The 25,120-nt window shown below is 64.6% G+C and carries 18 protein-coding genes and 1 riboswitch; of the genes, 11 read left to right on the top strand and 7 right to left on the bottom strand.

Going from position 1 to position 25,120, the window contains the following annotated elements; all coding sequences use genetic code 11:
- The first annotated feature begins 6 nt into the window (after positions 1-6).
- The 5 genes from ACVOLV_RS02880 to ACVOLV_RS02860 all read left to right on the top strand — a co-directional run bounded on the left by ACVOLV_RS02880 (position 7) and on the right by ACVOLV_RS02860 (position 5,493).
- Positions 7-978 carry an alpha/beta hydrolase gene (locus ACVOLV_RS02880; RefSeq protein ID WP_481553049.1) on the top strand — a complete coding sequence of 324 codons (972 nt, stop codon included), beginning with the start codon at positions 7-9 and terminating at the stop codon, positions 976-978.
- A 118-nt stretch (positions 979-1,096) separates the two neighbouring features.
- Positions 1,097-2,497, top strand: coding sequence for a YncE family protein (locus ACVOLV_RS02875; RefSeq protein ID WP_481553048.1), 1,401 nt, complete (start codon positions 1,097-1,099; stop codon positions 2,495-2,497).
- 139 nt (positions 2,498-2,636) lie between these two features.
- Positions 2,637-3,689 carry a heme/hemin ABC transporter substrate-binding protein gene (locus ACVOLV_RS02870; protein WP_481553047.1) on the top strand — a complete coding sequence of 351 codons (1,053 nt, stop codon included), beginning with the start codon at positions 2,637-2,639 and terminating at the stop codon, positions 3,687-3,689.
- Positions 3,686-4,726, top strand: a complete 1,041-nt coding sequence (locus tag ACVOLV_RS02865; RefSeq protein WP_481553046.1) for a FecCD family ABC transporter permease — start codon at positions 3,686-3,688, stop codon at positions 4,724-4,726. The genes ACVOLV_RS02870 and ACVOLV_RS02865 overlap by 4 nt, the downstream gene beginning before the upstream one ends.
- Positions 4,723-5,493: a heme ABC transporter ATP-binding protein gene (locus ACVOLV_RS02860; protein WP_481553045.1), complete on the top strand. Its 771-nt coding sequence runs from the start codon at positions 4,723-4,725 to the stop codon at positions 5,491-5,493. Before ACVOLV_RS02865 ends, ACVOLV_RS02860 begins: the two co-directional genes overlap by 4 nt.
- 66 nt (positions 5,494-5,559) lie before the next feature.
- On the opposite strand, the gene ACVOLV_RS02855 is transcribed toward ACVOLV_RS02860, so the two are convergent.
- The gene (locus ACVOLV_RS02855) at positions 5,560-6,270 is read right to left on the bottom strand and encodes an AraC family transcriptional regulator (protein ID WP_481536939.1); all 711 of its coding nucleotides are present in this window, start codon (positions 6,268-6,270) and stop codon (positions 5,560-5,562) included.
- A 626-nt stretch (positions 6,271-6,896) separates the two neighbouring features.
- Between ACVOLV_RS02855 and ACVOLV_RS02850 the strand changes: the two genes are divergently transcribed.
- Positions 6,897-9,881: a TonB-dependent receptor domain-containing protein gene (locus ACVOLV_RS02850; protein WP_481553044.1), complete on the top strand. Its 2,985-nt coding sequence runs from the start codon at positions 6,897-6,899 to the stop codon at positions 9,879-9,881.
- A 102-nt stretch (positions 9,882-9,983) separates the two neighbouring features.
- Here the strand turns inward: ACVOLV_RS02850 and btuB are convergent, their stop codons facing one another.
- Positions 9,984-11,867, bottom strand: coding sequence for a TonB-dependent vitamin B12 receptor (btuB, locus tag ACVOLV_RS02845; protein WP_481553043.1), 1,884 nt, complete (start codon positions 11,865-11,867; stop codon positions 9,984-9,986).
- A 115-nt stretch (positions 11,868-11,982) separates the two neighbouring features.
- A riboswitch (cobalamin riboswitch) is annotated at positions 11,983-12,219 on the bottom strand.
- 284 nt (positions 12,220-12,503) lie between these two features.
- Between btuB and cobT the strand changes: the two genes are divergently transcribed.
- Genes cobT through cobS form a run of 3 tightly spaced genes read left to right on the top strand, consistent with a single transcriptional unit; the run spans position 12,504 to position 14,907 of the window.
- Positions 12,504-13,574, top strand: a complete 1,071-nt coding sequence (cobT, locus tag ACVOLV_RS02840; protein ID WP_481553042.1) for a nicotinate-nucleotide--dimethylbenzimidazole phosphoribosyltransferase — start codon at positions 12,504-12,506, stop codon at positions 13,572-13,574.
- Complete coding sequence (locus ACVOLV_RS02835; protein WP_481553041.1) at positions 13,571-14,158, top strand: histidine phosphatase family protein; 588 nt, start codon at positions 13,571-13,573, stop codon at positions 14,156-14,158. Before cobT ends, ACVOLV_RS02835 begins: the two co-directional genes overlap by 4 nt.
- Entirely contained in the window at positions 14,155-14,907 is a 753-nt protein-coding gene (gene cobS, locus ACVOLV_RS02830) for an adenosylcobinamide-GDP ribazoletransferase (RefSeq protein ID WP_481553040.1), read from the top strand. The genes ACVOLV_RS02835 and cobS overlap by 4 nt, the downstream gene beginning before the upstream one ends.
- Positions 14,908-15,125: 218 nt before the next feature.
- On the opposite strand, the gene ACVOLV_RS02825 is transcribed toward cobS, so the two are convergent.
- From ACVOLV_RS02825 to queD, 4 genes are all read right to left on the bottom strand, one after another.
- Positions 15,126-15,485 carry a TfoX/Sxy family protein gene (locus ACVOLV_RS02825; protein WP_303748782.1) on the bottom strand — a complete coding sequence of 120 codons (360 nt, stop codon included), beginning with the start codon at positions 15,483-15,485 and terminating at the stop codon, positions 15,126-15,128.
- Positions 15,482-15,964: a GAF domain-containing protein gene (locus ACVOLV_RS02820; protein WP_481553039.1), complete on the bottom strand. Its 483-nt coding sequence runs from the start codon at positions 15,962-15,964 to the stop codon at positions 15,482-15,484. The genes ACVOLV_RS02825 and ACVOLV_RS02820 overlap by 4 nt, the downstream gene beginning before the upstream one ends.
- A 172-nt stretch (positions 15,965-16,136) precedes the next feature.
- Positions 16,137-16,490, bottom strand: a complete 354-nt coding sequence (locus ACVOLV_RS02815) for a phasin family protein (RefSeq protein WP_481553038.1) — start codon at positions 16,488-16,490, stop codon at positions 16,137-16,139.
- 567 nt (positions 16,491-17,057) lie between these two features.
- Positions 17,058-17,423, bottom strand: a complete 366-nt coding sequence (queD, locus tag ACVOLV_RS02810) for a 6-carboxytetrahydropterin synthase QueD (protein WP_057627955.1) — start codon at positions 17,421-17,423, stop codon at positions 17,058-17,060.
- 183 nt (positions 17,424-17,606) lie between these two features.
- On the opposite strand from queD, the gene ACVOLV_RS02805 reads away from it, so the two are divergent.
- Together ACVOLV_RS02805 and ACVOLV_RS02800 are read left to right on the top strand one after the other, a co-directional pair.
- Positions 17,607-20,237, top strand: coding sequence for a TonB-dependent receptor plug domain-containing protein (locus ACVOLV_RS02805; protein WP_481553037.1), 2,631 nt, complete (start codon positions 17,607-17,609; stop codon positions 20,235-20,237).
- A 415-nt stretch (positions 20,238-20,652) separates the two neighbouring features.
- Complete coding sequence (locus ACVOLV_RS02800; protein ID WP_481553036.1) at positions 20,653-23,229, top strand: M14 family zinc carboxypeptidase; 2,577 nt, start codon at positions 20,653-20,655, stop codon at positions 23,227-23,229.
- A gap of 482 nt (positions 23,230-23,711) precedes the next feature.
- Here ACVOLV_RS02800 and ACVOLV_RS02795 read toward each other — a convergent pair whose 3' ends face one another.
- Positions 23,712-25,112 carry a DEAD/DEAH box helicase gene (locus tag ACVOLV_RS02795; RefSeq protein WP_481553035.1) on the bottom strand — a complete coding sequence of 467 codons (1,401 nt, stop codon included), beginning with the start codon at positions 25,110-25,112 and terminating at the stop codon, positions 23,712-23,714.
- Between the last annotated feature and the right edge of the window lie 8 nt (positions 25,113-25,120).

Here is a 25,120-nt window from a genome sequence, read left to right as displayed (position 1 = left end):
ACTCACATGCGTATCCGCTTTCACTCACTGCTCGCCGTGGCCTCGCTGTTGCTGCTCGGCGCAGTCGCACCGATGGCTGCGGCCCAGCAACGCAACCCGGCGCAGCTGATCGGCCAGACCGTTGCCGACACCGGTTCGAAGCACTACCGCTTCGAACGCTTCGTGGTACGCAGTGATGATGGCCAGCGCAGCTGGCGGGTCAACCTGGGCATCCCTGCCGGTAAGGCACCGGCAGCGGGTTTCCCGGCGCTGTGGATGCTGGATGGCAATGGCGCGTTGATGGAATTCGATGCGCCACTGCTGGAGGAGCTGGCGCAGAAGCAGCCAACGGTGCTGGTGTTCGTCGGCTACGACAACCAGCAGCGCATCGATTCGCCCGCCCGTACCCGCGACTACACGCCGATTGCCGACCAGCCCGAAGACGGTGGCGCGGCGGTTGGTGGTGGCGCCGATGCGTTCCTGGAAGTGATCGAGCGGCGCATCCGTCCGCAGCTGGCGCAGCACGTGGCAACCGATGCCAACAAGCAGGCCCTGTGGGGCCATTCGCTGGGCGGGCTGTTCGTGTTGCACACGCTGTACACACGGGGCGGCGCATTCCAGACCTATGTGCCAGCCAGCCCGTCGTTGTGGTGGCAGCAGGGCGCGATGCTGGGCGCTCCCGAGCGCCAGTTCATTGGCAACAACGCCGGTCATCCGGCGCGCGTGCTGATGATGCTTGGTGGCGGTGAGCGTGAGCGCGATACCAGCAACCGCGACATGAGCAATCCGCGGGTGCTCGCACACCTGAAGCGTGTCTCCGGCGCACCTTCCGATGCCGCCGAGCAGCTGTCTGCGCGCCTGCGCCAGGTGCCGGGGCTGGATGTCGAGTACCACCAGTTCGACGGCCTCGGCCATGGCCCGATGTTCCGCGCCTCGTTGATGCGCGCGCTGCATGAAATCACCGGTGTGCGTGATCGCAGCGCGGAGCCGCGCTCCTGATTTGACACTCCAGTCCGGGCTCACAGGCCCGGCATCTCAATTACCCAGGCAGCGTCAACGCCCAGGCAGAAACCCACGATGCGCGCGACGTCGCGCAGCACCCAAGAGGTAATGCCCGATGGCAAACGTTCGTTCTATTACTGCTTCCACCACCGCCCGCGCTGCGCGCCCGCACCTGCTCGGCCTGGCCTTGTTGCTGGCCACCGGCGTTGCCGGCGCGCAGGTGTTCGCACAGCCGGATACCGCGTTCAATGGCAGCGTGCGTGCCACCGCGCCGGTGATATTGCCGGGCAGCGAAACCGGTATCGAGGGCAATGGCTTCACCCCGGGACAGAAGGTGACCTTGCTGCGCGGTGAGACCGTGCTCAACGCACAGCCTTATGTCGCCAATGGCGAAGGCAAGTTCAGCGGCACGCTGGCGATTCCGGCTGATGCCGTCGCCGGCCCGCAGCCGATCGTGGTGCGTGCAGCTGCGCCGGACGCCGCAGCGGTGTTCTCGCTGAAGGTCTCGCGCGAAGTGCCGCTTTCCGGCCAGGAGCGCATCCAGGCCGCCAGCAACCGTCTGGTGCAGGGTTTGTACCAGGTGGCTTACAGCCCGGCCAGCAAGGCGGCATTCGTGACCAGCGCGGTCGGCCGCCCGCCGGTGAAGCAGTCCGAGCTGCTCAAGGTGGATCCGGAATCGCTGCAGATCATCGCCCGTGTATCGCCGCAGGCGGCACCAGGCAATGACGGCAACCTGTTCGCCGTGTACGGCGTTGGCGTGGATGACGCCAACGGCAATGTGTGGGTGACCAATACCCGCCAGGACACGGTGGCGGTCTACCGCCAGTCCGACCTGTCGCTGGTCAAGCAGTACCCGGTCGGCGCGGTGTCGCATGCGCGTGACGTGGTGGTCGATGCACAGCGCAACCGTGCCTATGTCTCGGCCACCGGTGCCGACTACATCAGCGTGTTCGACACCCGCACGCTGCAGCAGCTGGACAACATCACCATTGCTTCCGGCAAGCGCGGCGAGACCTTCACTCCGGGCAGCCTGGACATCGATACGGCTACCGGCAAGGTCTATACCGTCAGCCTGGCCGCTGCGGAAGCGGCGATCATCGACGGCGCCAGCGGCAAGGTGGAGAAGGTGTTCCCGCTGGCCGGCGCGCGTGATGCGATCGGCGTTGCATGGAACCCGGTGGCCAAGCGCCTGTTGGTGGTATCGCAGGGCAGCGACAACCTGCTGATCGTCGACCCGGCCACGGCCAAGGTCGAGCACGATGTCTACGTCGGCGCCGGCTCCTTGAACGTGTCCTACAGCCCGAGCACGCGCCTGGCCTATGTCAGCAACCGCGCTGCCGGTACGGTCACGGTGGTTGATGAAGGCGGCAAGATCGTTGCCAACCTCGACGGCGGCACCTACCCGAACCACGTCAGCAAGGGGCCGGATGCGGTGATGTTCGCGATCAACAAGTCCAAGGGCGCCGATGACGCCAAGGGCGATCGCATCACCCGTCTGCTGCCTGTGCAGCGCTGAGTTATCCGTCGCGCCTTGTGCGCGGCAAGGCGGAAACCGCGCGGGAGATGCCGGCAACGGCCTCTCCCGCACTGCCATCAAAATCTGGCCGCTATGCAGCTCCAATGCGTCGGCCAATCTGGACACCGAGGACGTATTGATGAAAGCCACCACCCTTGTTCCGACTGGCCTTGGCCTGCTGTTGGCTGCGCTTGTTGCCGGCTGTGATCGCAGCCCCGCACCACCGCAGGCCGCAGCCGAAGCCCCTGCAGTTGCAGCGCCTGCTACCGATGCCGCTGATGCGAGCGTGTTGCCGGCCGGCTGGAAGCGTGTGGCCGGGCAGGACGTGCCGCAGGTGGCGGCAGCAGCACCGCAGCTACCGGCCAAGCTGCGCTCGGACGATGGTGTGGACGTTGAAGTGACCGATATCAGTCGCATCGTCGCTGGCGGCGATGATGTGATCGCGGTGATCGAAGCACTAGGGCTGGCCGACAAGGTCTTTGCCGCGCCGGAACGCTCGGCGACCGCTGCAGGCCGGGCTGCCCCCAAGCACTTCCTGTTCAACCGCACTACCGGTGTGGAGGGCGTGCTGAGCCTGGAAGGAAGCCTGTTCCTCGGCAACAGCCTGCGCCGCCACGCGGTGCTGGCCGAGCGCCTGCGCGCCACCGGCCATGCCGCGGTGGTGATCGACGACCTGCAGCCGCCGGCGGACAAGGTGCGCAAGGTCGCCGCTGCGCTTGGCCTGTCTGCACAGGGCGAGGAGTTGGCTGGCAAGGTGCAGGCACAGCTCGATCAGGCCGCAGCCATCGCCAAGGACAACGCAAAGCGCCCACGGGTGATCGCGCTGTCGGCCAGCGGCGCCGGTGGCCTGCCAACCGTGGCCGGCGCTGACAGCGCCGCCAACCAGCTGATCACCATTGCCGGCGGCATCAATATCGGCGAAGAAGCGGGCGTGGCCAATTACTCCCAGCTCAGCAATGAGGGTGTTGTCGCGGCGGCGCCGGAGGTGATCCTGGTGACGGAGAATGACCTGCGCCTGTTCGGCGGTGAAGCCGGCCTGTGGAAGGCCTATCCAACCCTGAAGCACACGCCGGCCGGTACGGCCAACCGTGTCTGGGTGATGCCGGATGTCGAACTCAAATCCACCAGCGTGGGCTCCGGCGCCGGTGCGCTGGCCTTGGCGCAGGCCTTGGCGGAGTTGTCGCGCGGATGATGTCGGCGCAGGTCCGGCGGCCGAACGGCGTGCTGCTGCTGTGTCTGTTGCTGGCGGTGCTGCTGGGCGCGGTGCTGCTGTCGTTCGGCACCGGTCCGCTGAAGCTGCCTGCAGCCGACGTGCTGCGCGCAATGGCGGCGCAGTTTGGTTTGGCGGATCCGCAATCGATCAGCGCCCGCGACATGGGCGTGGTCTGGCAGCTGCGCATTCCACGCGCACTGTTGGGCGCGCTGGTTGGTGCGTCGCTGGCAATGGCCGGTGTCGCGCTGCAAGGCCTGTTTGGCAACCCGCTGGCTGATCCCGGCATCGTCGGCGTCAGCCAGGGTGCGGCGCTGGGTGCGGTGGCGGCGATCGTGCTCGGCGCGGGTGCATTCGCTGTGTGGTTGATTCCACTGGCGGCATTCGTTGGCGGTGCCGGTGCGACGACCTTGATCTATCTGTTGGCGCGGCCGGGGCGCGGTGAAGGCACCGCGACCCTGCTGCTGGTCGGTATCGCGATTGGTGCGGGCTGCTCGGCGGCAGTCGGCTTCCTGACCTACATCGCCAGCGAGAGCGAGTTGCAGTCGCTGGTGTTCTGGCAGATGGGCTCCTTGGCGCAGGCCAGTTGGAGCGACGTGGCGGCGGTCACGCCGGTATTCGTGATCGGCCTGCTGGCCCTGCTGCGGCTGGCTACGCCCTTGGACATGCTCGCGCTCGGTGAGCGCCAGGCACGTCACATCGGCCTGGATGTCGCGCGCACGCGGCTGTTGCTGGTCGCTTTCAGCGCATTGCTGGTGGGTGCTGCGGTGGCGTTTGCCGGCAGCGTCAGTTTCGTCGGGCTGGTGGTGCCGCATCTGGTGCGGATGCTGGTCGGCCCGGGCCACCGTTGGCTGCTGCCTTTGTCTGGCGTGGTTGGCGCGCTGTTGATCGTGGTGGCCGATACCGCCGCGCGCACGCTGGATCCACCGTCGGAGATCCCGCTTGGCCTGTTCTCTGCTGCCTTGGGCGCACCGTTCTTCCTGTGGCTGGTATTGCGCAAGCGCGGGGGGCGGGGATGAGCAAGCCCTTGCTGGAACTGCGCGGGGTCAGCGTGCTGCGCGGCAGCCGCCAGGTGTTGGCGGGTGTGGATCTGTCCTTGCAGGCTGGCACGCTGACTGCCCTGGTTGGCCCCAATGGCGCAGGCAAGTCGACGTTATTGGCCCTGCTCGCCGGTGATGCCGAGCCGGACACCGGGCAGGCACTACTGCATGGCCGTGCGCTGGCTACGTGGCCGGTGCGTGAGCTTGCGCTGCAGCGGGCGGTGATGGCGCAGGATCACGCCGTGCACTTTGCCTTCAGCGTGCGCGAAGTGGTGGCGATGGGGCGCCTGCCGCATCCACCGCAACCACGACAGGATGCGGAGATCGTCGAAGCGGCATTGCTTGAAGTCGATGTCGCCGGCCTCGCCGGTCGCGATGTGCAGACGCTGTCCGGTGGTGAGGCGGCACGCACCTCGCTGGCGCGTGCTCTGGCGCAACAGACGCCGTTGCTGCTGCTGGATGAGCCAACTGCCGCGCTCGATCTTCGTCATCAGGAGCGCAGCTTGCGCAGCGCCCGTGAGCTCGCAGCGCAAGGCCGTTGCGTGGTGGTGGTATTGCACGACCTCAATCTGGCATCGGCTTACGCCGACCGCATCGTGATGCTATGCGATGGACGCATTGCCGCTGATGGTTCACCGCGCGAAGTGCTGACCCGCGACACCATCGGCAAGGTCTACGGCCAGCCGGTGCAGGTGATCGAGCACCCAACGCGTGGCGTACCGCTGGTGGTTGCCTGCGACGATTGAGCAGCCGGCGGCGCGTGGGCGAAGTCGTGCTGTTCGCACACATCGCTTCGTGCATTGGCAGGATGGCTACTTCGGCGCCGCCGCCAGCGCCCGATAGTCGCGCGGCGTCATGCCCACGGTGTGCTTGAACTGCCGCGCGAATGCACTCTGGTCGGAGAATCCGCAGGCCTGGCCAACACTGGCGATGCTGGTCTCGGTGAACAGCATGCGGGTGGCGGCCTCGATGCGGAACTTGGTCAGCAACTGCTGTGGCGTCAGCTGGAATACCTTCTTGAACAAGCGCTCCAGCTGCGCGACCGATACGCCACTCTTGCCGGCCAGCGTGCGCACGCGCAGCGGCTCGTGGAAATGCGCCTGCATGTATTCCACTGCAGCGTGCAGGCGCTGGAAGGATGAGTCCTCGCGGTCGGGTTGGCCAAGATCACGCGAGATTCCGATCAAGCCGACGATGCGGTTGTCCTCCACCAGCGGCTGCTTGAGGGTGAGGCACCAGCCCGGGCTGCGGTTGGCATAGAGCTGCAGCTCAAGCATGTCTTCGATGACTTCACCGGTCAGTACGCGACGGTCCTGCAGGATGTAGCGCGCGGCCAGGTGTGCAGGATAAAGCTGCAATACGCTCCTGCCGACGATCTCCTCGCGGCTCTTCTTCGCCAGCCGTTGCATCAAGGTCTGGTTGACGTGCGTATACCGGCATTCGGTGTCCTTGATGAAGAACACCACGTCGGGAAGTGGATCAAACATGCGCACCAATACCTGCGGTGACAGGGTGACGGCCATGGCAGTGCTCTCCGTTGCAGAGCGCACACCCTGCCATTCCGCGGGCCGTCTCTCAAGCGGAATTAGTATGCTGAAATCCGCATCGTGCAGGCCAAGATACGCCTAGCGCGCGGCTGCGGCTGCAGTGGAATATTGAGCTCGAAATGTACGGTCATGACGTGCTTTCGTTTCTGCAGATGCCTTTAAATCAGTTGGTTGCAGTTGTTACAGGTTGTTCTGTTTTTTTCGGCCCTGCACGTTGATCAGCGTGCGGGCATGCGCCGAGGCCAGTCAGGGGGCTGGTATTAGGCGGATCTCAAAACATATGCCGGTTGTGCCAAGGTAGCGCGCGGGCGCCAGAAGCGACGCACGCGGTGGCTGGCCTGGCGTTGGCTTTCGTGTGCTTGTTCGCCTTCGGTGCGGGCTCGTTCGGTGCCGTCGGGATCGTGATTACGTCATTTGCTGTCGACCATTGCGCTTGCCCGCGCCGAGGTCGGTCGGCGTGTGCGCGGGAGATACCGGAGGCTTCGCGGCAGCAACGCCGCCGTTGCAGTGGTGCATGCCGGCAGCCATTGGCTGGGGGCAGCAGCCACTTCGTAGTTGCTTGCTCACATTTCGTTTCGCATTTCATATTCAAGGGGAAGTAGATGAAGACGAATCATCGCGCCGAGCGCATTCCATGTCGTCGCCGTGGCCAGTTGGCAGTGGCTGTTGCCATTGCCCTGTGTGCCACCGCTACGGGCGCTGCATGGGCGCAGGACGCCGCGGCAGGGGCCGCGCAGGAGAAGCAGGCAGCCGCTGCGTTGGATGCCAAGGATCTGGATACCGTGATCGTCACGGGCTCGCGCATTCGCCGTGAGCCGGGTTTCGAAGGCCCCGCGCCGGTTACCGCCATCAGTGCGGAGAAGATCCAGGCCTCCGGCTACACCCAGATCGCCGATCTGGTGAACCAGTTGCCGAGCTTTGCGGCAACCCAGACCAGCCAGACCGCCAACCAGACCGGCAATGTCGGTGTCAGTGCGCTGGACCTGCGTGGCATGGGCGTGCAGCGCACCCTGACGCTGGTGGATGGGCGCCGCCAGGTTGCGTCGATCCCCGGCACCGCCGGTGTCGACGTAAGCGCATTGCCTGCAAGCATGATCGAGCGTGTGGACGTGGTCACCGGTGGCGCATCCGCGCTGTACGGTGCCGATGCCGTCAACGGCGTGGTCAACTTCGTGCTCAAGCGCGACTACGAAGGCTTGGAAGCCAGCGTGCGCTATGGTGATTCCTCGCGCGGCGACATGCCTACGTATACAGGCGATGTTCTGTTCGGCAAGAACTTCGCTGACAACCGCGGCAACTTCACCTTGTACGGGTTCTGGGAAGAGAACTCCGGCACTGTGCGCGGCCAGGACCGTCCCTGGACCGCCAACGGCTACCCGTATTACGCACGCGCCAAGAGCACCGATCCGTATGTGATCCTCGACAACAGCCGCAACGTCTACAACTCGCCCAATGCGACCGTGTCGCTGGGCAACTGCACGGTGGCCAATGCCGCCAACTGCCTGTACACCTTCAATCCGGACGGCTCGCTGCGTCACTCGCAACTTGGCCCGGGCGGGCTGACCAACCTCAGCACCGGTTTCAACGTGCTGCAGCAGGGCACCACCGATGGCGGTGAGTTTGGCGGCCGCTACGATTCCTGGTACCTGGTGACGCCCTCGGATCGCCAGACCGTGCGCTCGACGTTGGATTTCGACGTCAACGATGCGCTGCGCCTGGTCGGTACGGTCAACTACTCGCAGAGCCAGTCCGAAGCGTCCTGGCGCTCGCTCAGCACCTATGGCTCGGGCGGCAGTGAAGTGGTGCCGTATTACAGCCCCTTCATCACCCAGGAAATGATCACCGCCAACGGTGGTGCGTTCACCAATGGCATCGCCTTCGGCCGCCACTTCGATGAAGAGCTGGGGCATATGCGCCAGCAGACCGATCGCAAGCTGTTGCAGGCCACCGTCGGCGCCGAAGGCTATTTCGAGCTCCTTGGCCGTAGCTGGAATTACGAGGCTTATTACTCCTACGGACGCAGCCGCCAACGCACCCGCGAACTCAACGCAGGCTCCTACGACCGGCTGCTGTCGGGTCTGAATTCCTATGTGGATGGCGCTGGCAACCCGATCTGCTGGGATGGTCCGGCCGGCTGCGTGGCGATCAATCCGTTCAAGCGCTTGACCTCGGAGATGGTCGACTGGCTGACCTATGACACCGACTGGTCAACGACCACGCTGACCCAGAAGGTTGCATCGGCCTATGCCTCCGGCGGCCTGTTCGACCTGCCCGGTGGTGAAGCCAAGATCGTGGTCGGTGCGGAGTACCGCAAGGAACGCAACGAGATCGGCACCATCGCCCAGTACGACCCGACCAATCCGGCCTATGACGCCAGCCTTGGCACCACCCAGAACGGTTTGAACGGCGAGTTCAGCGTCAAGGAGATCTTCAGCGAGCTCAGCCTGCCGCTGCTGTCGGGTGTGACCGGCGCAGAGCGCCTGTCACTGGAGCTGGCCGGGCGCGTCTCGGACTACAGCACCGCCGGCCGCACCACGACGACGAAGCTCGGACTGGAATGGGCGCCGATCGAAGACATCACCGTGCGTGGCACCTACGGCAAGGCGATCCGTGCACCCAACATCGGTGAGCTGTACACCGCCGGCAGCGTGTCGTCGGCGTGGATCTACGATCCCTGCAACGACTACGCGCTGGCCAACCGCACCAGTGCCACCAGCTACACGGCAGGCAACTGCGCGACCATCAGCCCCAGCGATACCAGTGTCAGCAACTACTGGCAGTGGAAGGACATCGTCTACTCGGGCAACGTCAATCTGAAGCCGGAAACCGCCAAAACCACCACCTTTGGTGTTGTGTTGCGGCCGCGCTTCATTTCCAACCTGACCGTCTCGGCCGATTACTACAAGATCGATCTGCGCGGGGTGATCTCCACCCTGGATTACCAGACCATCCTCAACCGCTGCGTCGACCAGGCCAGCTTGAGCAACGCGTTCTGTGATCTGGTTACCCGCGATTCGGCTGGCGATATCGTCGAAGTGGCGGTACAGCAGTTGAACCTGTCGCAGAGCATTGCCCGCGGCGTCGACATCAATGCCAACTGGTTCTACGACCTGGGTGGGGCAGCGGGTTCCAATGCTGGCCGCATTCTGGTTGATCTGAGTTATGGCCGTACGCTGGAACGCAAGTTCGTCGCCGATCCGCAGAATCCGGATGATGCATGGGATTACCTCACGCTCTGGGGCACGCCGAAGTGGAAGGGCACGGTGCGTACCGGCTGGTCCAATCCCAAGCTCAGCGTCTACTGGACCTTGCGGCATGTGTCGAAGATGCGTGGCAGCAATACTTCGACTGCAGCGTATGAGCGCGAGTGGGCAGGCAATACCTTCTACAGCGATTTCTACGCCAGCTATCAGCTCACGCCGAAGTTCAGCGTGTTCGGCGGGCTCAACAACGCCTTCGATCGCGCGCCGCCGCGTGTGCCGGGCGCGGAGGCCGGCGGTGCCGGCTTCAACCAGAGCGGCTATCAGGCCGCGGTCTATGACGTGCTGGGCCGCACCTTCAACATTGGTCTGCGCATGAAGCTCTGACGATCTTCGCTGAGTGCAAAAGAACAGGGCCGACGGGATGACCGTCGGCCCTGTTTGTTTTCAGCCTGGTGGAAACCGCAGCGGTGCTGCGGCTTCGCTGGCTCAGTTGGCCTTGCTGTTGTAACGCAGGGTCAGCTGGTACTCGCGGCCCGGCTGGTTGTACCAGGCAACGGTTTCGTACTCGCGGTCGAACACGTTGGCGGCCTTGGCCTGCAGGCTCCATGCGTCGTTGATGGCGTATTCGACACGCAGGTCAACGGTGCCGTAGCCAGCCAGACGCACGCTGTTGGCAGCGTTGTCGAAGCGATGGCCGCTGCCGGCAGCGGTCACGCCCAGGCGCAGCGGGCCGAAGCTCTTGTCCACGTCCAGACGGCCGCTGGTGCGCGCGCGGCGGGCCAGCAGGTTGTCATAGGTGGCAGCGCCGGAGGTGTGGTCGCGCGGGTCGGTGAAGCTGGCCTGGGCGTTGATGTCGAAACCGGCCAGCGACAGGTAGCCGGTCAGCTCGGCGCCGCGGATGCGGGCTTCGGCAACGTTGACCAGGTCGAAGTTGCTGTCATAGCCGATCAGCTGGTCGACGCGGGTTTCGTAGGCGTTGAAGGTCCAGTTCCAGTTGTCGGCGTACTGCGCGATGCCGAGGTTCAGGCTCTTGGATTCTTCCGGCTTCAGGTTCGGGTTGCTGAAGCCCGGGTAGTACAGGTCGTTGAAGGTCGGTGCCTTGAAGCCGGTACCGGCGCTGGCGGTCAGGCGGAAGCCATTACCGAAGGCAAAGCCGTAACCGAGGCTGCCGGTGGTGTGGTTGCCGAATTGCTCGTTGTCGTCGTTGCGCACGCTGGCCTGCAGCGAGTGCGCGCCGAACTGGCCCTGGTACTCGGCAAACACGCCGAGATTGTCGCGCTGGTCGACGTCGAAGGCGGTGGAGCTGGTGACCTTGTCGTTCTGCCAATCGGCACCGGCGGTGATCTGCTGGCCTTCGGCGATGGTGAAGTCGCCCTGCACGCTGGCGGTGTCGCGGCGGGTATCGAAGGCGCTGGCGAAGCTGCGGGTGCCGGTGCTGGCATCAGCGAAGTAGTTGTCGGCTTCGTCGCGGTTGCGGCCAACCTGTGCGCTCAGGTTGAAGCGCTCCGATGCAGCCCAGGCGAGCTTGGCGCCGAAGACCTGCTGGCGGTTGTCGGCTTCGTTGCCGCCGAAGATGCTGCCGTCGTATTCGTTGAAGCTGTCGGCATTGAGCACATGGCCTTCCAGGCTCAGCGTGTCGGTCAGGGCGTAGCCACCGCGCACGTTGATGGAGGTGTTGCGGTAGCCATCGCGGTCCGGCTCGTCGGCGAAGCAGCCAGCGCCCCAACCAGCGCCCCAACCAGCGGCGGTGCCGCGGCAGGCGTTGATGCCGTCGGTTTCCTGGTAGCCGCCCTGGGCCGAGATCCAGCCGCGCTCACCGCGGTTGCTGAAGCCGGCGCTGACCTGGCGCAGGTTGTTGCTGCCGGCGGTGATCGCCAGGTTCTGCTGCAGGCCCTTGCCAGCGTTGCGGGTGAAGATCTGGATCACGCCGCCGATGGCCTCGGAGCCGTACAGGCTCGAACGCGGGCCACGCACGATCTCAATGCGCTCGATCTGGTCGACCGGCAGGTCCTGCAGTGCGGCCATGCCGCTGGTGGCCGAGGCCACGCGCACGCCGTCAACCAGCACCAGCACCTGGTTGGAGTTGCTGCCACGCAGGAACAGCGAGGTGATCTTGCCGTTGCCGCCCTGGTTGGCGAAGTCCAGACCGGCGCGGCCGCGCAGCAGGTCCTGCAGCGAGTTGGCCTGGCTGTGATCGATCTGCGCACGGTCGATGACCTGCACCGGCACCACGCTGTTCTCGATGGAGACCGGGGTGCGGGTAGCGGTGACGGTGACGTCGTCCAGCTCGGTCGGTGCGTTCTGCGCGGCGGCAACGCCCGGCAGTGCGAGGGCAAGGGCGAGCGAAAGAGAGTGGTAAGACAGTTTCATGGAAGCTCCTGGGCCTGCACGCTCCCGCGCAGGCGGATGGGGAAGGCTGCCAGAAGAGGGAGAAGACGGAGGCGGCGCACACGGCGCTACAGCCGCCGCCATGCCCTCCGCATCGCAACCAGTCGGCTTTCGGGCCGGTCTCCGGACTCGCAGGCGAGGCGGCATGTGCCGCTTCCGTCCAGGCGCCTTCCCGTGCTGTGCACAGTGGCGGTATGCCTGGTCTTGTCCTGCTTACCGTTGCGGGGGCAGCGCCGGAATGGCGACATGCTGGAGATCCAGCAGTGCGCGGCACCGGCTTCCCGTTTCAACCGACCAGCAATGCCGGGCGGTCACCTGAAAGTGCGCGCATTCTAAGCCATTGCCGCCAGCGCTGCCGGAACGGGCGGCAACGGCTGCCACAGCACAGTGTCTGCAACCGCGGCTCAACGTAGCCCGGGCAAGCGGCGCACCCGGGGAGCGCATGACGCTGCAGGCCTGCAGCGGTGTCGCAATCTTATTCGCCGGGTGCGCTGCGCTTACCCGGCGGGCTACGGTTGTGCGCTTGTTGCGGCTGATTGCTGGCTGGCGGGGCCGCAATGCGCAGCGCTGTTGCTGAATGGCTAGAATGCGCGCTGCAAACGCAGTATCGGAAGTGTCGTGACAGAAACATGGTACGGGCAGGCCTGCGGCCAGCCTTCGCAGGAATACCGGCAGCGCGCCCTGGTCCGCCAGCGTCAGTTGACCAAGCCGGAAGGCGCCTTGGGTCGCCTGGAGACGCTGGCGGTGGAACTGGCCGCGCTGCAAGGCGTGGATCAGCCAGCGGCGCAGCGTGTGCCGGTGATCGTGTTTGCTGGCGACCATGGCGTCACCGCGCAGGGCGTGTCGGCCTACCCGGCCGAGGTGACGGTGCAGATGCTGCACAACTTCGCTGCTGGTGGCGCTGCCATTGCGGTGCTCGCCCGCGAGCTTGGCTTGCCGCTGCATGTCTGGGATGTGGGCAGCCGCGCCACCGCGGCGATTGCCGGTGTGGTCAGCGCCAAGACCCTGCATGGCACGGCGGATTTCAGCACCGGCCCGGCGATGTCGGCCGATGATCTGGTCGCTGCGTTCGATGCTGGTCGTCGCGCGGTGGAAGCCGCCTGCGCCGACGGCGCGGACCTGCTGGTGCTCGGCGAGATGGGCATCGGCAACACCACCGCTGCCAGCGCCGTCGCAGCCGCACTGGGCGAGATGTCGCTGGATGAGTTGGTCGGTGCTGGCACCGGGCTGGACGCGGTGCGCATGGTGCAGAAAAAGAACCTGATCGCACGCGCCTTGAGCCTGCATGGCGAGGCGATCACCACCGCAGAATCTCCCGGTTGCGCGGCACTGCACCGGGTCGGCGGTTTGGAAATCGCGGCGCTGAGCGCGGCGATGATCGCCGCCGCGCAGCGCAGCATTCCGGTGCTGGTGGATGGCTTCATCGTCTCTGCTGCGGCATTGGCCGCGGTGCGCATCAACCCGAGCCTGCGGCCGTGGCTGCTGTTCTCGCACCAGTCGGCCGAGCGCGGCCATATCCGCCTGTTGGAAAACCTGCAGGCGCAGCCACTGCTGTCGTTGGACCTGCGGCTGGGCGAAGGCTCCGGCGCCGCGCTGGCCTTGCCGCTGGTACGCATGGCCTGCGCCCTGCACAACCGCATGGCCACGTTCGCCGAAGCGGCCGTCGCCGATCGCGGTGGCAGCCGATGATTCTTGATCTCATGCGGCACGCCTCCACTGGACGTGCCGGCCATCTGGACGGACGCACCGATCCGCCCTTGATCGATGGCGCGATGGACGCCTTGCACCGCTGCCATGCAGGCATTGGCTGGAGCCGGGTGATCACCTCACCGCGTCGGCGCGCGCTGGATACCGCGCATGCATTGGTGGCTGGCAGCAACCAGTTCTGCGAGATCCACCCGGACTGGGCCGAACTCGACTTCGGCGATTGGGACGGGCTGCATTTCGATGACGTTCCTGCCGAGCAGCTTGCTGGCTTCTACAGCGAACCGCACGATGTGGTGCCGCCCAATGGTGAATCCTGGCAGCAGTTCCAGGCGCGTGTGGAAGGGCAGCTGCATCGGCTGGTGGACGAAGACGATTGCGACGGCCAGCCGGTGTTGGTGGTCAGCCATGCCGGTGTATTGCGACTGGTGGTATCGCGGGTCTGCGGCATGAGCCTGTCCTCGCTATGGGCGATGCGCATCGATTACGGCACGCGTGTACGCCTGCGTGTGGAACGTGGCGAAGACGGCCAGTTGTGGGGTGAACTGCTGGAGTTGCGACAACCATGATTGGACGCCGCCTGATCCTGGCCATCCAGTTCCTGACCCGGTTGCCGACGCCACAGGTGCGCGACTTCCGTCAGGAGGATCTGAGCAGGTCGGCGGTGTATTACCCCTTGGTTGGCGCCATCATCGGCGTGCTGCTGGCACTGCCGCTGTATGGCCTGTCGGATCGTCCGTGGCTGGCGGGTGCGTTGACCTTGTTGCTATGGGTTTGGGTGACCGGCGCCCTGCATCTGGATGGCCTGGGCGATGTCGCCGATGCCTTCGGTGCGGCGCATCGCAATCCGCAGCGCTTCCTGGAAGTACTCAAGGACCCGCACATGGGCGTGTTCGGCGTAGTGACGCTGATCATGCAGCTGCTGCTGAAGTTCGTGCTGCTGACCGAGCTTGCGGTGGGCCCGTTGTGGTTCGGCATCGTGCTGGTGCCGGCGTGGGCACGCTGGGGCACCTTGTGGTGGAGCCAGCGCATTCCGTCGCTGCATGGCGATGGTTTGGGTGAGCGTTTTTCCTGGCAGCTGCGACCGTCAGCGATGTGGTTGTGGGCGGCCTTGTTGGCTGCTATCAGCGTGGTGTTCGCGTGGCCGTTGTTGCTGGCACTGCTGCTGGTGCCGCTTGTTGCGCTGTGGTGGAAGCGCAAGCTGGGTGGCATCTCCGGCGATGGCCTGGGTGCAAGCGTCGAAGTAGTTGAGAGCTTGCTGCTGCTCGCCTTGGTAATCCTCGCACCGCTAGCCAGCGGGTTTGCAGGAGCGGCGTAAGCCGCGAAGCCACAGTTGCAACCGGAGCCATTTAACTGCAACCACCAGCGATCATTGCTGTGCGATCTGAAGAATGGTCAGCTTCGCGGCTGACACCGCTCCCACAAGGTGACCACCTGTAGTGCCGAGCCATGCTCGGCAGGGGCCTTGCAGACGCTGCGTCGGACAGTTCCGTCAGCTTCACGGCTCACGCCGTTCCCACAAAAGCAGGGCGGGCTTCAGTCTTCGAAGCGGATCTCGGTGGTCTCTTCTTCGTCGGCATCGGCCTGCATATGCGTTTCATGCACCGGCCCGGCCTGCTGTCCCGCACGCGTGGTGGGCAGCGCACCAGCGGCGACTTCATACTCCGCCACCAGTTGCTGGCGACGCGCCTCCGGTATCTCCTGCCAATGGCAGCCGACCAACGCGCCTTCCAGCGAATACAGCAGGTTGAGGCTGGGCTTGAAGCCGGCGCGGCGTACCTTCATGAACGCTGCGACCGGGCCGATCGCGCTCAAATCCTGCTCGCTGCGCAAACCGACCTGACGCAGCCAGGCTGCACTCTTGGGGCCGATGTTGCGCAGCTTGGGCGCGCTCATTGCAGTGCCTCGATGAATACCTGGGCGATGGCTTCCAGCCCCAACTGATCATCCGCATCGAAACGCGCGATCACCGGGCTGTCGATATCGAATACGCCGATCAGCGTGTCGTTGTGGACCAAGGGTACGACCAGCTCCGAGCGTGAGGCCGAATCGCAGGCGATATGACCGGGGAAAGCGTCCACGTCCTCGATGCGCTGGGTCTGGCGGCTGCTGGCAGCTGCGCCACACACGCCCTTGGACAGCGGAATGCGCACGCAGGCCGGCAAGCCCTGGAACGGGCCGACGACCAGTTCCTTGCCGTCGTAGAAGTAAAAACCCACCCAGTTGAGCTGCGGCAGCGCGTGGTAGACCAGGGCAGACAGATTGGCGGCATTGGCAATACGGTCGGCTTCGCCGTGGACCAGAGCGCGGGCCTGGGCCAGCAGCTGGGCGTACTGTTCCGGCTTGCTGCCGGTGAGGGTGTCGGTGTTGAACATCTTGGGAGTCTAGCCGCTGCGTGACTCCCGATTTTGCCAGCCGTCGCCGCCAAGTGCAGCCATCGGCAATGGAATGCTGGATCGCAGGCAAAAAAAGACCCGGTAGCAGGAGGGAGCTACCGGGTCTGGGATTGCGCGGGGGAGGGACCGCGCAAATTCTGTTGTCTGGGTATCAGCGCGTCTTGCGCTCGGGCTTACCAGCGAAAGGTTGGCGGACCAATGCGCCCAAGGCTTCGCTGGTCTTCAGGCTGAGCCCAAGCACTTCCTGGTTGGCACTGGCCAGCCGTTCCATGTTGTCGCGCGCCAACTGCATGCCCTTGGGCAGCAGTGCCTGCAGATCCGCCTGCGCACCGGCCTGGGCCAGTTCGCCGAAGAAACCGGCCGCAGCGGTGGTATTGCGCTCGAAGGTGCGCAGCTGCACGCCAAACACGCTTTCAGCATTTTCCAGCGCCAGTCGGTTGGCACGGTTGGCCGCAGCAGCGAACTGCTGGGTATAGCTGCTGAAGTCGTTGGGCTGAGCGGACATCGGTGCAATCCGGCGGGTCTTGTTGCGTTGCAGCATAACGCGGTTTTGGCGCGGTGCAACATTAAATTCTGAATGATTAAGCGCTCGCGCCGTCGGTAGAGCCGAGCCATGCTAGGCGGGGGCGTTGCCGGTAGAGCCACTGCCGAGCATGGCTCGGCTCTACATGGCCGTACCGGCCCAGCCCGCAGGCAAGGGGAGGGCTGGGGAGGGGTTGGCTTTGAGGCTTCATGCACGGCCAGCTTCGCGGCTTACGCCGCTCCTACAAGGGCTGCTGCATGGCCGGGAAGGCCATGTAGAGCCGAGCCATGCTCGGCTGGAGCATTCCCGGGATGGCCTCTGCCGAGCATGGCTCGGCACTACGCTCTGCTCCCTCCCTTTGCCGCAGGCAAGGGGAGGGCTGGGGAGGGGTTGGCTCTTCGCTGGGTATTGCAGCTCTGGCTTCGCGGCTTACGCCGCTCCTACAAGGGCTGCTGCATGGCCGGGAGGCCCATGTAGAGCCGAGCCATGCTCGGCTGGAGCGTTCCCGGTAGAGCCTCTGCCGAGCATGGCTCGGCACTACAGCTTCTGTCAGGCGGCTTTGTCGCCCTTGTAGCTGCAGCCGGAGGTGCAGGTTTCGTGCACGACTACTTCGCTGAGCAGCGGCAGTGCCGGCTTCAGCTTTTCCCAGATCCACATCGCCAGGCGCTCGCTGGTGGGGTTCTCCAGGCCGGGGATGTCGTTGAGGTAGTTGTGGTCGAGCTGGTCGTACAGCGGCTGGAAGGCGGCCTTCAGCTCGCTGAAGTCCATGATCCAGCCGGTTTCCGGGCCGGGCTCGCCGCTGACCCGCAATTCCACGCGGAACGAGTGGCCGTGCAGGCGCGAGCACTTGTGGCCGACCGGGACGTTGGGCAGCCGGTGGGCGGCCTCCAGGGTGAAAACCTTGAAAATATCCATGGGCGCAATTGTAGGGTGCTGCCGCCTCCGCGCGCATGGATGGACGATGTCAGTCCATCTTTCATATCCATCCTGATGAAGCGATGTAACAAATCGTTATGTGCGAATGCAGCAAAGTGATTGGCCGGACATTTGCCGTTCATGAGGTACTGGCGTCGTTGTCATTCACCTCTCCCGGATTCCATGCCTACTCGTTCCTTGCTCGCCTTCGCGGTGGCCGCTGCCATCGCTGCACCCTCCCTCGCCCTGGCTGAAGCCGCTGCCGACGGCAGCAAGACCCTCGATGCGGTCCGTGTCACTGGCTCCAACATCAAGCGCACCGATACTGAAAGCGCCAACCCGGTGCAAGTGATCGAGCGCCAGCAACTGGAGCAGACCGGCAAGGCCAGCGTGGCTGACCTGCTGCGCTCGATCTCCGCCAATACCGGCAACGCCAGCAATGAAACCAGCAATAGCGGCTGGGCCTCGGGTTCGGCCGGCATCGGCCTGCGCGGCCTGTCGCAGAAGAACACGCTGGTGCTGCTCAATGGTCGCCGCCTGGCCAACTACGGCTTCCCGGCCGGCGGCCTGTCGGACACCTTCGTCGACTTGAACGCACTGCCGCTGGTCGCTGTTGAGCGTATCGAAGTACTGAAGGACGGCGCCTCGGCGGTGTATGGCTCCGACGCGGTGGCTGGCGTGGTCAACATCATCACCCGGCAGAATTTTGAAGGCGCCGAGGTCGGCGTCAGTGGTGGCACTTCCGATGCTGGCGGGCTGGATCAGCAGAACCTCAAGTTCATCGGTGGGCTCGGTGACCTGGACAGTGATGGCTACAACATCCTGTTCTCGCTGGAAGGTTATAACCGCGATCGCCTCGACCAGGACCAGCGCGACCTGACCCGCTCGGGCATCTATACCGACAAGGCAGGTGGCCGCTGGAATGGCTGGTCGGCAAAGGGTGCGCGTTACCTGATCGGCGGCAAGTCGGTGCCGATGCTTGATGCGGCCGGCAACTGCCCGGAAGGCACCGTGCTCACCGCCAGTGGCCCCATCGATGGCCTGGCCGGTGATACCTGCGCCTTCAACCAGGCGCCGTACACCACGCTGATCCCGTCGACCAAGCGCTGGCAGGCGTACATCAACGGCACGCTGCGCATCAACGATTCGGTGGAAGCCTTCGCCGATGTGATCTACAGCGACATCAAAGGTGTGTCCTGGTTTGGCTCCAGCCCGTTCTTCACCCTCGAAAGCGGTCGCTTCGCGCTCAACGCCGATACCGGCCTGGCCGAGCCGGTGCGTTCGACCCTGCCGGCAGCCAATCCGTACAACCCCTACGGCGTGGACGTGCCGATCGAATACACCTTCTTTGACCTTGGCGGCACCATCAAGACCAACCGCTCGCGTTCCTATCGCGGCGTGCTTGGCCTGCGCGGTCAGACCGAGAAGTGGGATTGGGAGCTGGGCGCGTTCCAGGCCGCCAGCAAGCAGCGCGAAACCGTCTCCGGTGGTTTTGCCAACCGCTGGACGCTGTACGACGCATTGGCCAGCGGCAGCTACAACCTGCTCAATCCTTCGGCAACCGATCCGGCGGTACTTGCCGCGATCGGCCTGAGCACGCTGCGCCCGGCGGAGTCGGTGCTCAAGGGTGTCGATGCCAAAGTCTCCGGCACCCTGGGTGAGACCTGGGCAGGCCAGATTGGTTTTGCCGCCGGTGCCGAATGGCGCCAGGAAAAGCTCGACTCCGACAACCCCTGGCAGATCGATGCCGGCCTGCAGGTGCGCCCGGCGATCGCTGAAGTGCACGGCCAGCGCCAGGTCAGCGCCGCCTATGCGGAAGTCAGCGTGCCGCTGCACAGCACGCTGGAGTTGCAGGCGGCCGCGCGCGCCGATCATTACAGTGACTTCGGCAATGCGTTCTCGCCCAAGCTCGGCCTGCGCTGGCAGCCGCTGGATTGGTTGCTGGTACGCGCTGCTGCTTCGCGCGGCTTCCGTGCGCCGTCGCTGTCGGAGAACTCGGCATCGACCAGCATCGCGTATGGCTCGGTGGTGGATCCGCACGATCCGGATGTCGCCGGTTCGCGCCAGAACCCGACCTTCTTCACCGTCGGCAACACCAACCTCGATCCGGAGCGCACGCGCAGCTTCAACGCCGGCTTCGTGCTGTCGCCGTGGCAGAACACCAACCTCAGCGTCGATTACTACCGCATCAAGCTGGACAACCTGATCGGCACCGGCAACACCACCACGCTGGTGGCGGACAACAACCCGGCCGATGTGCTGCGCGATTCACGCGGCAAGTTGCTGGCGGTCTACAACCGCTACCAGAACCTGAGCCAGCTGGAGACCTCTGGCATCGACATCGAGCTGCGCCAGCGTTGGCAGACGGCAGCTGCAGGTGACTTCGGCCTGTCCTCGGCGCTGACCTATGTCATCGATTACAAGCGACCGCAGGTGGTTGGTGGTCCGCTGGTCGACTACGCTGGCTCCAACCTCGGCCCGTCGCTGCCGGATACCAAGGCCACCACGACGCTGGACTGGGCGCTGGGTGATTGGCGTACCGCGCTGACCTGGTACTACACCAGCAGCTATGACCAGCAAGGCAGTGCCGCGGCGAAGGCCGTGCAGAAGGAGGTGGCCAGCTACAGCCAGTTCGATCTGTACCTGGGCTACACCGGCATCGACAAGCTGACCATGTACGCAAAGATGCAGAACATCGGTGACCGCCAGCCGCCGTACGACGCCACCTTCCCGGGTGTGCGTGCACCGTATGACTTCAGCCAGTACGACCTGCGCGGGCGCTATTACACGCTGGGTTTTGATTACCGCTTCTGATCTGAAGCCCCTCTCCCGCCCGCGGGAGATGGGTTGGGGTGAGGGCAGCCCTGCGGCGCAGGAACCTTGCCGGGAAGGCCCCTGCCGAGCATGGCTCGGCACTACATGGCCCTGCAGCCCGTAGCGATCTAGCCCCTCTCCCGCCTGCGGGAGAGGGGTTGGGGTGAGGGCAGCTTTACGGCGCTGGAACATTTCAGGGAAGGCCCCTGCCGGGCATGGCTGGGCACTACATGGCCCTGCAGCCCGTAGCGATCTAGCCCCTCTCCCGTTCACGGGAGAGGGGTTGGGGTGAGGGCAGCTTTACGGCGCTGGAACACTACCGGTAGAGCCCCTGCCGAGCATGGCTCGGCACTACAGGTGGTGCTGTCAGCAAATAGTCGCAACAACGTTCATGCAATAGGGGAGTGCTACACCGATGTCGTTCCGCTTTTCACGTCTGCTGCCAGTGCTGTTGCTGGCAACACTTGTCAGCCTGTCGCCGGCCCATGCCCAGAACAGCTACTACTTCCCCACCGCGCAGCAGTTCGATGCCAAGGTGCCATCACCGCAGCAGTTCCTCGGCTACGAGATCGGCAGCCATTACACCCGGCATGACCAGCTGGTGGCCTACTTCAACGAATTGGCGCGGGTTTCGGACAAGGTCAAGGTCGAGGTCATCGGCCAGAGTTACGAGCAGCGTCCGCTGCTGCTGGTAACGATCACTTCTGCACGCAACCACGCACGCAGCGCCGAGATCGCCGCGCAGCGACAAGCACTGATCGATCCTGCACAGCCATTGCCCGGTGCTGATGCTCCGGCGGTGGCGTGGCTGGGCTACAGCGTTCATGGCAACGAAACCTCCAGCGGCGAGGCCGCGATGCTCACCGCTTACTATCTGGCTGCCAACCAGGACGCGGAAACCGCACGCTGGCTTGACCATGCGGTAGTTGTGATTGATCCGGCACAGAACCCGGATGGACGCGACCGTGCCGCCAACTGGCATAACGGCTGGGGTTCGCGTCCACCATCTGCTGATCCAGCCGACAAGGAACACGTCGAGCCGTTCCCGAGTGGCCGTGTCAATCACTACTTCACCGATCTCAACCGCGACTGGCTTGCCTTGGCACAGACCGACAGCTGGCCGAAGGTCGCCCAGTTCCACCGCTGGTATCCGAACATCCAGATCGACTTCCACGAGATGGGCAAGGACAGCACCTATTACTTCGAGCCCTCGCCGAAGAGCATGGAAAGCCCGCTGCTGCCCAAGTCTTCGTATGAGGCGAACAAGTGGCTGGCACGTTTCCATGCCAAGGCCCTGGATGATCTTGGCTCGCTGTACTACACCGGCGAGAACTTCGACAACTTCTCGCCGATCTATGGCTCCACCTATCCGGATTTCCACGGTGCGGTGGGTGTGACGGTGGAGCAGGCCAGCTCGCGCGGACTGGTGCAGGAGTCGGTCAATGGTCCGCTGCATTTCAATTTCACCGTCCGCAACCAGGTCGCTACCGGCCTGGCCAGCGTGCGTGGTGTCGTTGAAGACCGTGATCGTCTGTTTGCACTGCAGAAGGAGTTCTTCCGCAGCGCCTTGAAGCAGGCGGCGGCCTATCCGGTGCATGACTGGGTGTTCGGTGACGCCGCCGATGCCACTTTGACCCGCAAGCTTCTCGCCGTGCTGTTGCAGCACCGCATCGAGGTTCATGCGCTGGCGCGCGATGTGGACGTGGATGGCAAGCGCTTCCAGGCCGGTTCGGCTTATGTGGTGCCAGCACGGCAGCCGCAGTTCCGTCTCGCACATTCGATCTTCGAGTTCACCCCGGCGGTGAAGGGCGATGTGTTCTACAGCGGCACCTCGTATGCGGTGGCGCCTGCCTATGGTCTTCGCTATGCCGGCAGCCGTGGCGCCTTGCCGAGCGGTGCGACGGTGGATGCGGTGCCGGTGGCGCAGGGCGGCATCAGCGGCGGTCGTGCTGGCTTCGCCTATGTGGCCGATGCGCGCGACTTTGGCAGCTTCCGTCTATTGGGTGGTCTGCTGCGCGACAACGTGCGGGTGCGCACCGCGCATCAGCCCTTCACCGCGGCTACTGCGAATGGTGATGTGGCGTTCGGTCATGGCGCGGTGGTGATTCCGGTCGTGGGGCAAACCCTGGATGGCGAGTCATTGCAAGCCAAAGTGTTGGCGCGTGCACAGGAAGCAGGTGTCATGGTCTACGCATTGGCCAGTGGCCGCGCGGCCAGCGGCATCGATCTGGGTAGTGACAATGTTCGCGTACTGCGTACGCCAAGCATTGCGCTGGTGATGGGCGAGGGGGTGTCCGCAACCGAGATTGGTTCGACCTGGTTCTCGCTGGATACCTCGTTGGGCTTGCCGTCGACCAAGCTTGATCCTGTGCAGCTGGCCAGCGTTGATCTGGCGCGCTATACGTCGATCGTGCTCTCCGGCGGCACCTATGCCAACGTCAGTGATGCCGGTGTGGCTGCGCTCAAGCGTTGGATTGCCGCCGGTGGTTCGCTGGTGGTGTATGGCAGCGGTGCGCGCTGGGCGATCGACAAGGGTCTTGCCGAAGCCAAGCTGCGCGAAGGCGACAAGAAGGATGAGGCTGAGCGGTTGGATTTTGGTACGGTGCGTGATGTGTTCGCGCTGGGCCGGGTCAGTGGCAACATTCTTAGTGCGGATATCGATCCGACTCATCCGCTGGGCTTCGGTGTTCAGCAGCGTCGGATCTGGGTCAACAAGGAAGGTGGGCTGGTGTTCGAGCCGGTGAAGAATGCCTTCCTCAATGTGGTGAACATTGATCGCGAGCCGGTGGTGAATGGCTACCTGTCCGATGCGAATCGTGCGCGCGTAGCCGGTTCCAGTTACCTGCAGGTGGTGCCTACGGGGAGTGGCAACGTGGTGTTGTTTGCCGATGATCCGGCGCATCGCAAGTATTGGCATGGTACCGAGCGCTTGCTGCTCAATGCCTTGTTGCAGGCGAACCACCTGAGCACACCGCGCCAGCGCGGGGAGTAAGGCTTTAGCCCCTCTCCCGTTTACGGGAGAGGGGTTGGGGAGAGGGGGCGGTGCGCAGCGCCGTGCTGTTCTGCTTTGTCTATGCATGCAGCGGGTATCGCAAAGGCGAAAGCTGCCCTCATCCGCTCCTGCGGAGCACCTTCTCCCGTAAACGGGAGAAGGGACAAGCCAAAGCCAAACCCAAAGCCAAAGCCAAAGCCATAGCACCCAACCCCAAACCCCAAACCCAAAGCCAAAGCCGCTTGGCTGCGGCCAGTTCGGGGCAAGCGCGATGCCAGGTTCTCGACGTGGCAATGACGGGCCTTCCCTTCTCCCGCATGCGGGAGAAGGTGCCCCGAAGGGGCGGATGAGGGGCGGATGAGGGGCGCTGTTGCTATTGATTTGGCTGACACACGAAACAAAAAGCTCAACACCCATAAACCAGAAAGGCCGACGCAATGCGTCGGCCTTTCTTTTCAACTCATCCCAGCAAAACGCTGGAATCAGGCGCTGGTACGGCTTTGGCCACGGCCGCCACCGCCACGACGCTGACCACCACCCGGGTGCGCATCACGACGCTGCTGGCCATTGCCGGCATTGCGCTGGCCGCCCGGCTTCTGCGGCTGGCCGCCACGGCCACCGCGCGGTGCATCGCCGGTCGGGCGACGTGCGGCATGGCCGCCGTTGCCGCGGCGCGGTGCCTTGTGGCCGCCCGGATGCTCAGCCTTGCCCGGTGCGCTGTTGCCCCAGCGAATCGGGGTGTGCGGCTCAAAGCCCGGCACGTCACGGATGTCCATGTCGCGGTCGAGCAGACGCACGATCTGGCGCAGCAGCTTGGCTTCGTCCTGGGCAACCAGCGAGACAGCCTCACCGGTCGAACCGTTACGGCCAGTACGGCCGATGCGGTGCACGTAGTCTTCCGGCACCATCGGCAGGTCGTAGTTGATGACCTTCGGCAGCTCGTTGATGTCGATGCCGCGGGCAGCGATATCGGTGGCCACCAGCACGGTCACGCGGCCGGCCTTGAAGTCAGCCAGTGCGCGCAGGCGCTGGCCCTGGCTCTTGTTGCCGTGGATCGCCGCAGTCTTGATGCCGGACTTCTCCAGGAAGTCGGCCAGCTTGTCGCAACCATGCTTGGTGCGACCGAACACCAGCGTCTGCACGCGGGAGTCCTTGGCCAGCAGGTGCAACAGCAGCTCACGCTTGCGCGCGCCATCCACCGGGTGCACGCGGTGGGTGATGGTCTCGGCAACGGTGTTCTTCGGCGTGACCTGGATCTGCTCCGGGTTGTGCATGAACTCCAGCGCCAGCTGCTTGATGCTGTCTTCGAAGGTGGCCGAGAACAGCAGGGTCTGGCGGTTCTGGCGCGGCAGCTTGGCCAGGATGCGCTTGATCGAGGGCAGGAAGCCCATGTCGAGCATGCGGTCAGCTTCGTCCAGCACCAGGATCTCGACGCCGGACAGGTCGACGCTGCGACGCTCCAGGTGGTCGATCAGGCGGCCCGGGCAGGCGACCAGCAGGTCGACGCCACGGCGCAGCATGTCCAGCTGGTTGCCCATGCCCACGCCACCGTAGATGCAGGCGCTGGGGATACGCAGGTACTTGCTGTAGCCACGCAGGCTGTCATGCACCTGGGTGGCGAGTTCGCGGGTTGGTGCCAGCACCAGGGCGCGCGGGCGGCGCGGGCCATTGCCCACGCTCTGCGGCGAGGTGGCCAGGTGTTGCAGCAGCGGCAGGCCGAACGCGGCGGTCTTGCCGGTACCGGTCTGGGCGCCGGCCAGCAGGTCGCGACCGTCCAGCGCAAGCGGAATGGCCTGCTCCTGGATCGGGGTCGGGTTTTCGTAGCCCTGCTCGGCGAGCGCGCGCAGCAGGAAGGGCGCAAGGCCCAGGTTTTCAAACGACATGGAGTGCT

This window comes from Stenotrophomonas sp. STEN023, assembly GCF_056760135.1.
This window is presented reverse-complemented; position numbering and strand designations above follow the sequence as displayed.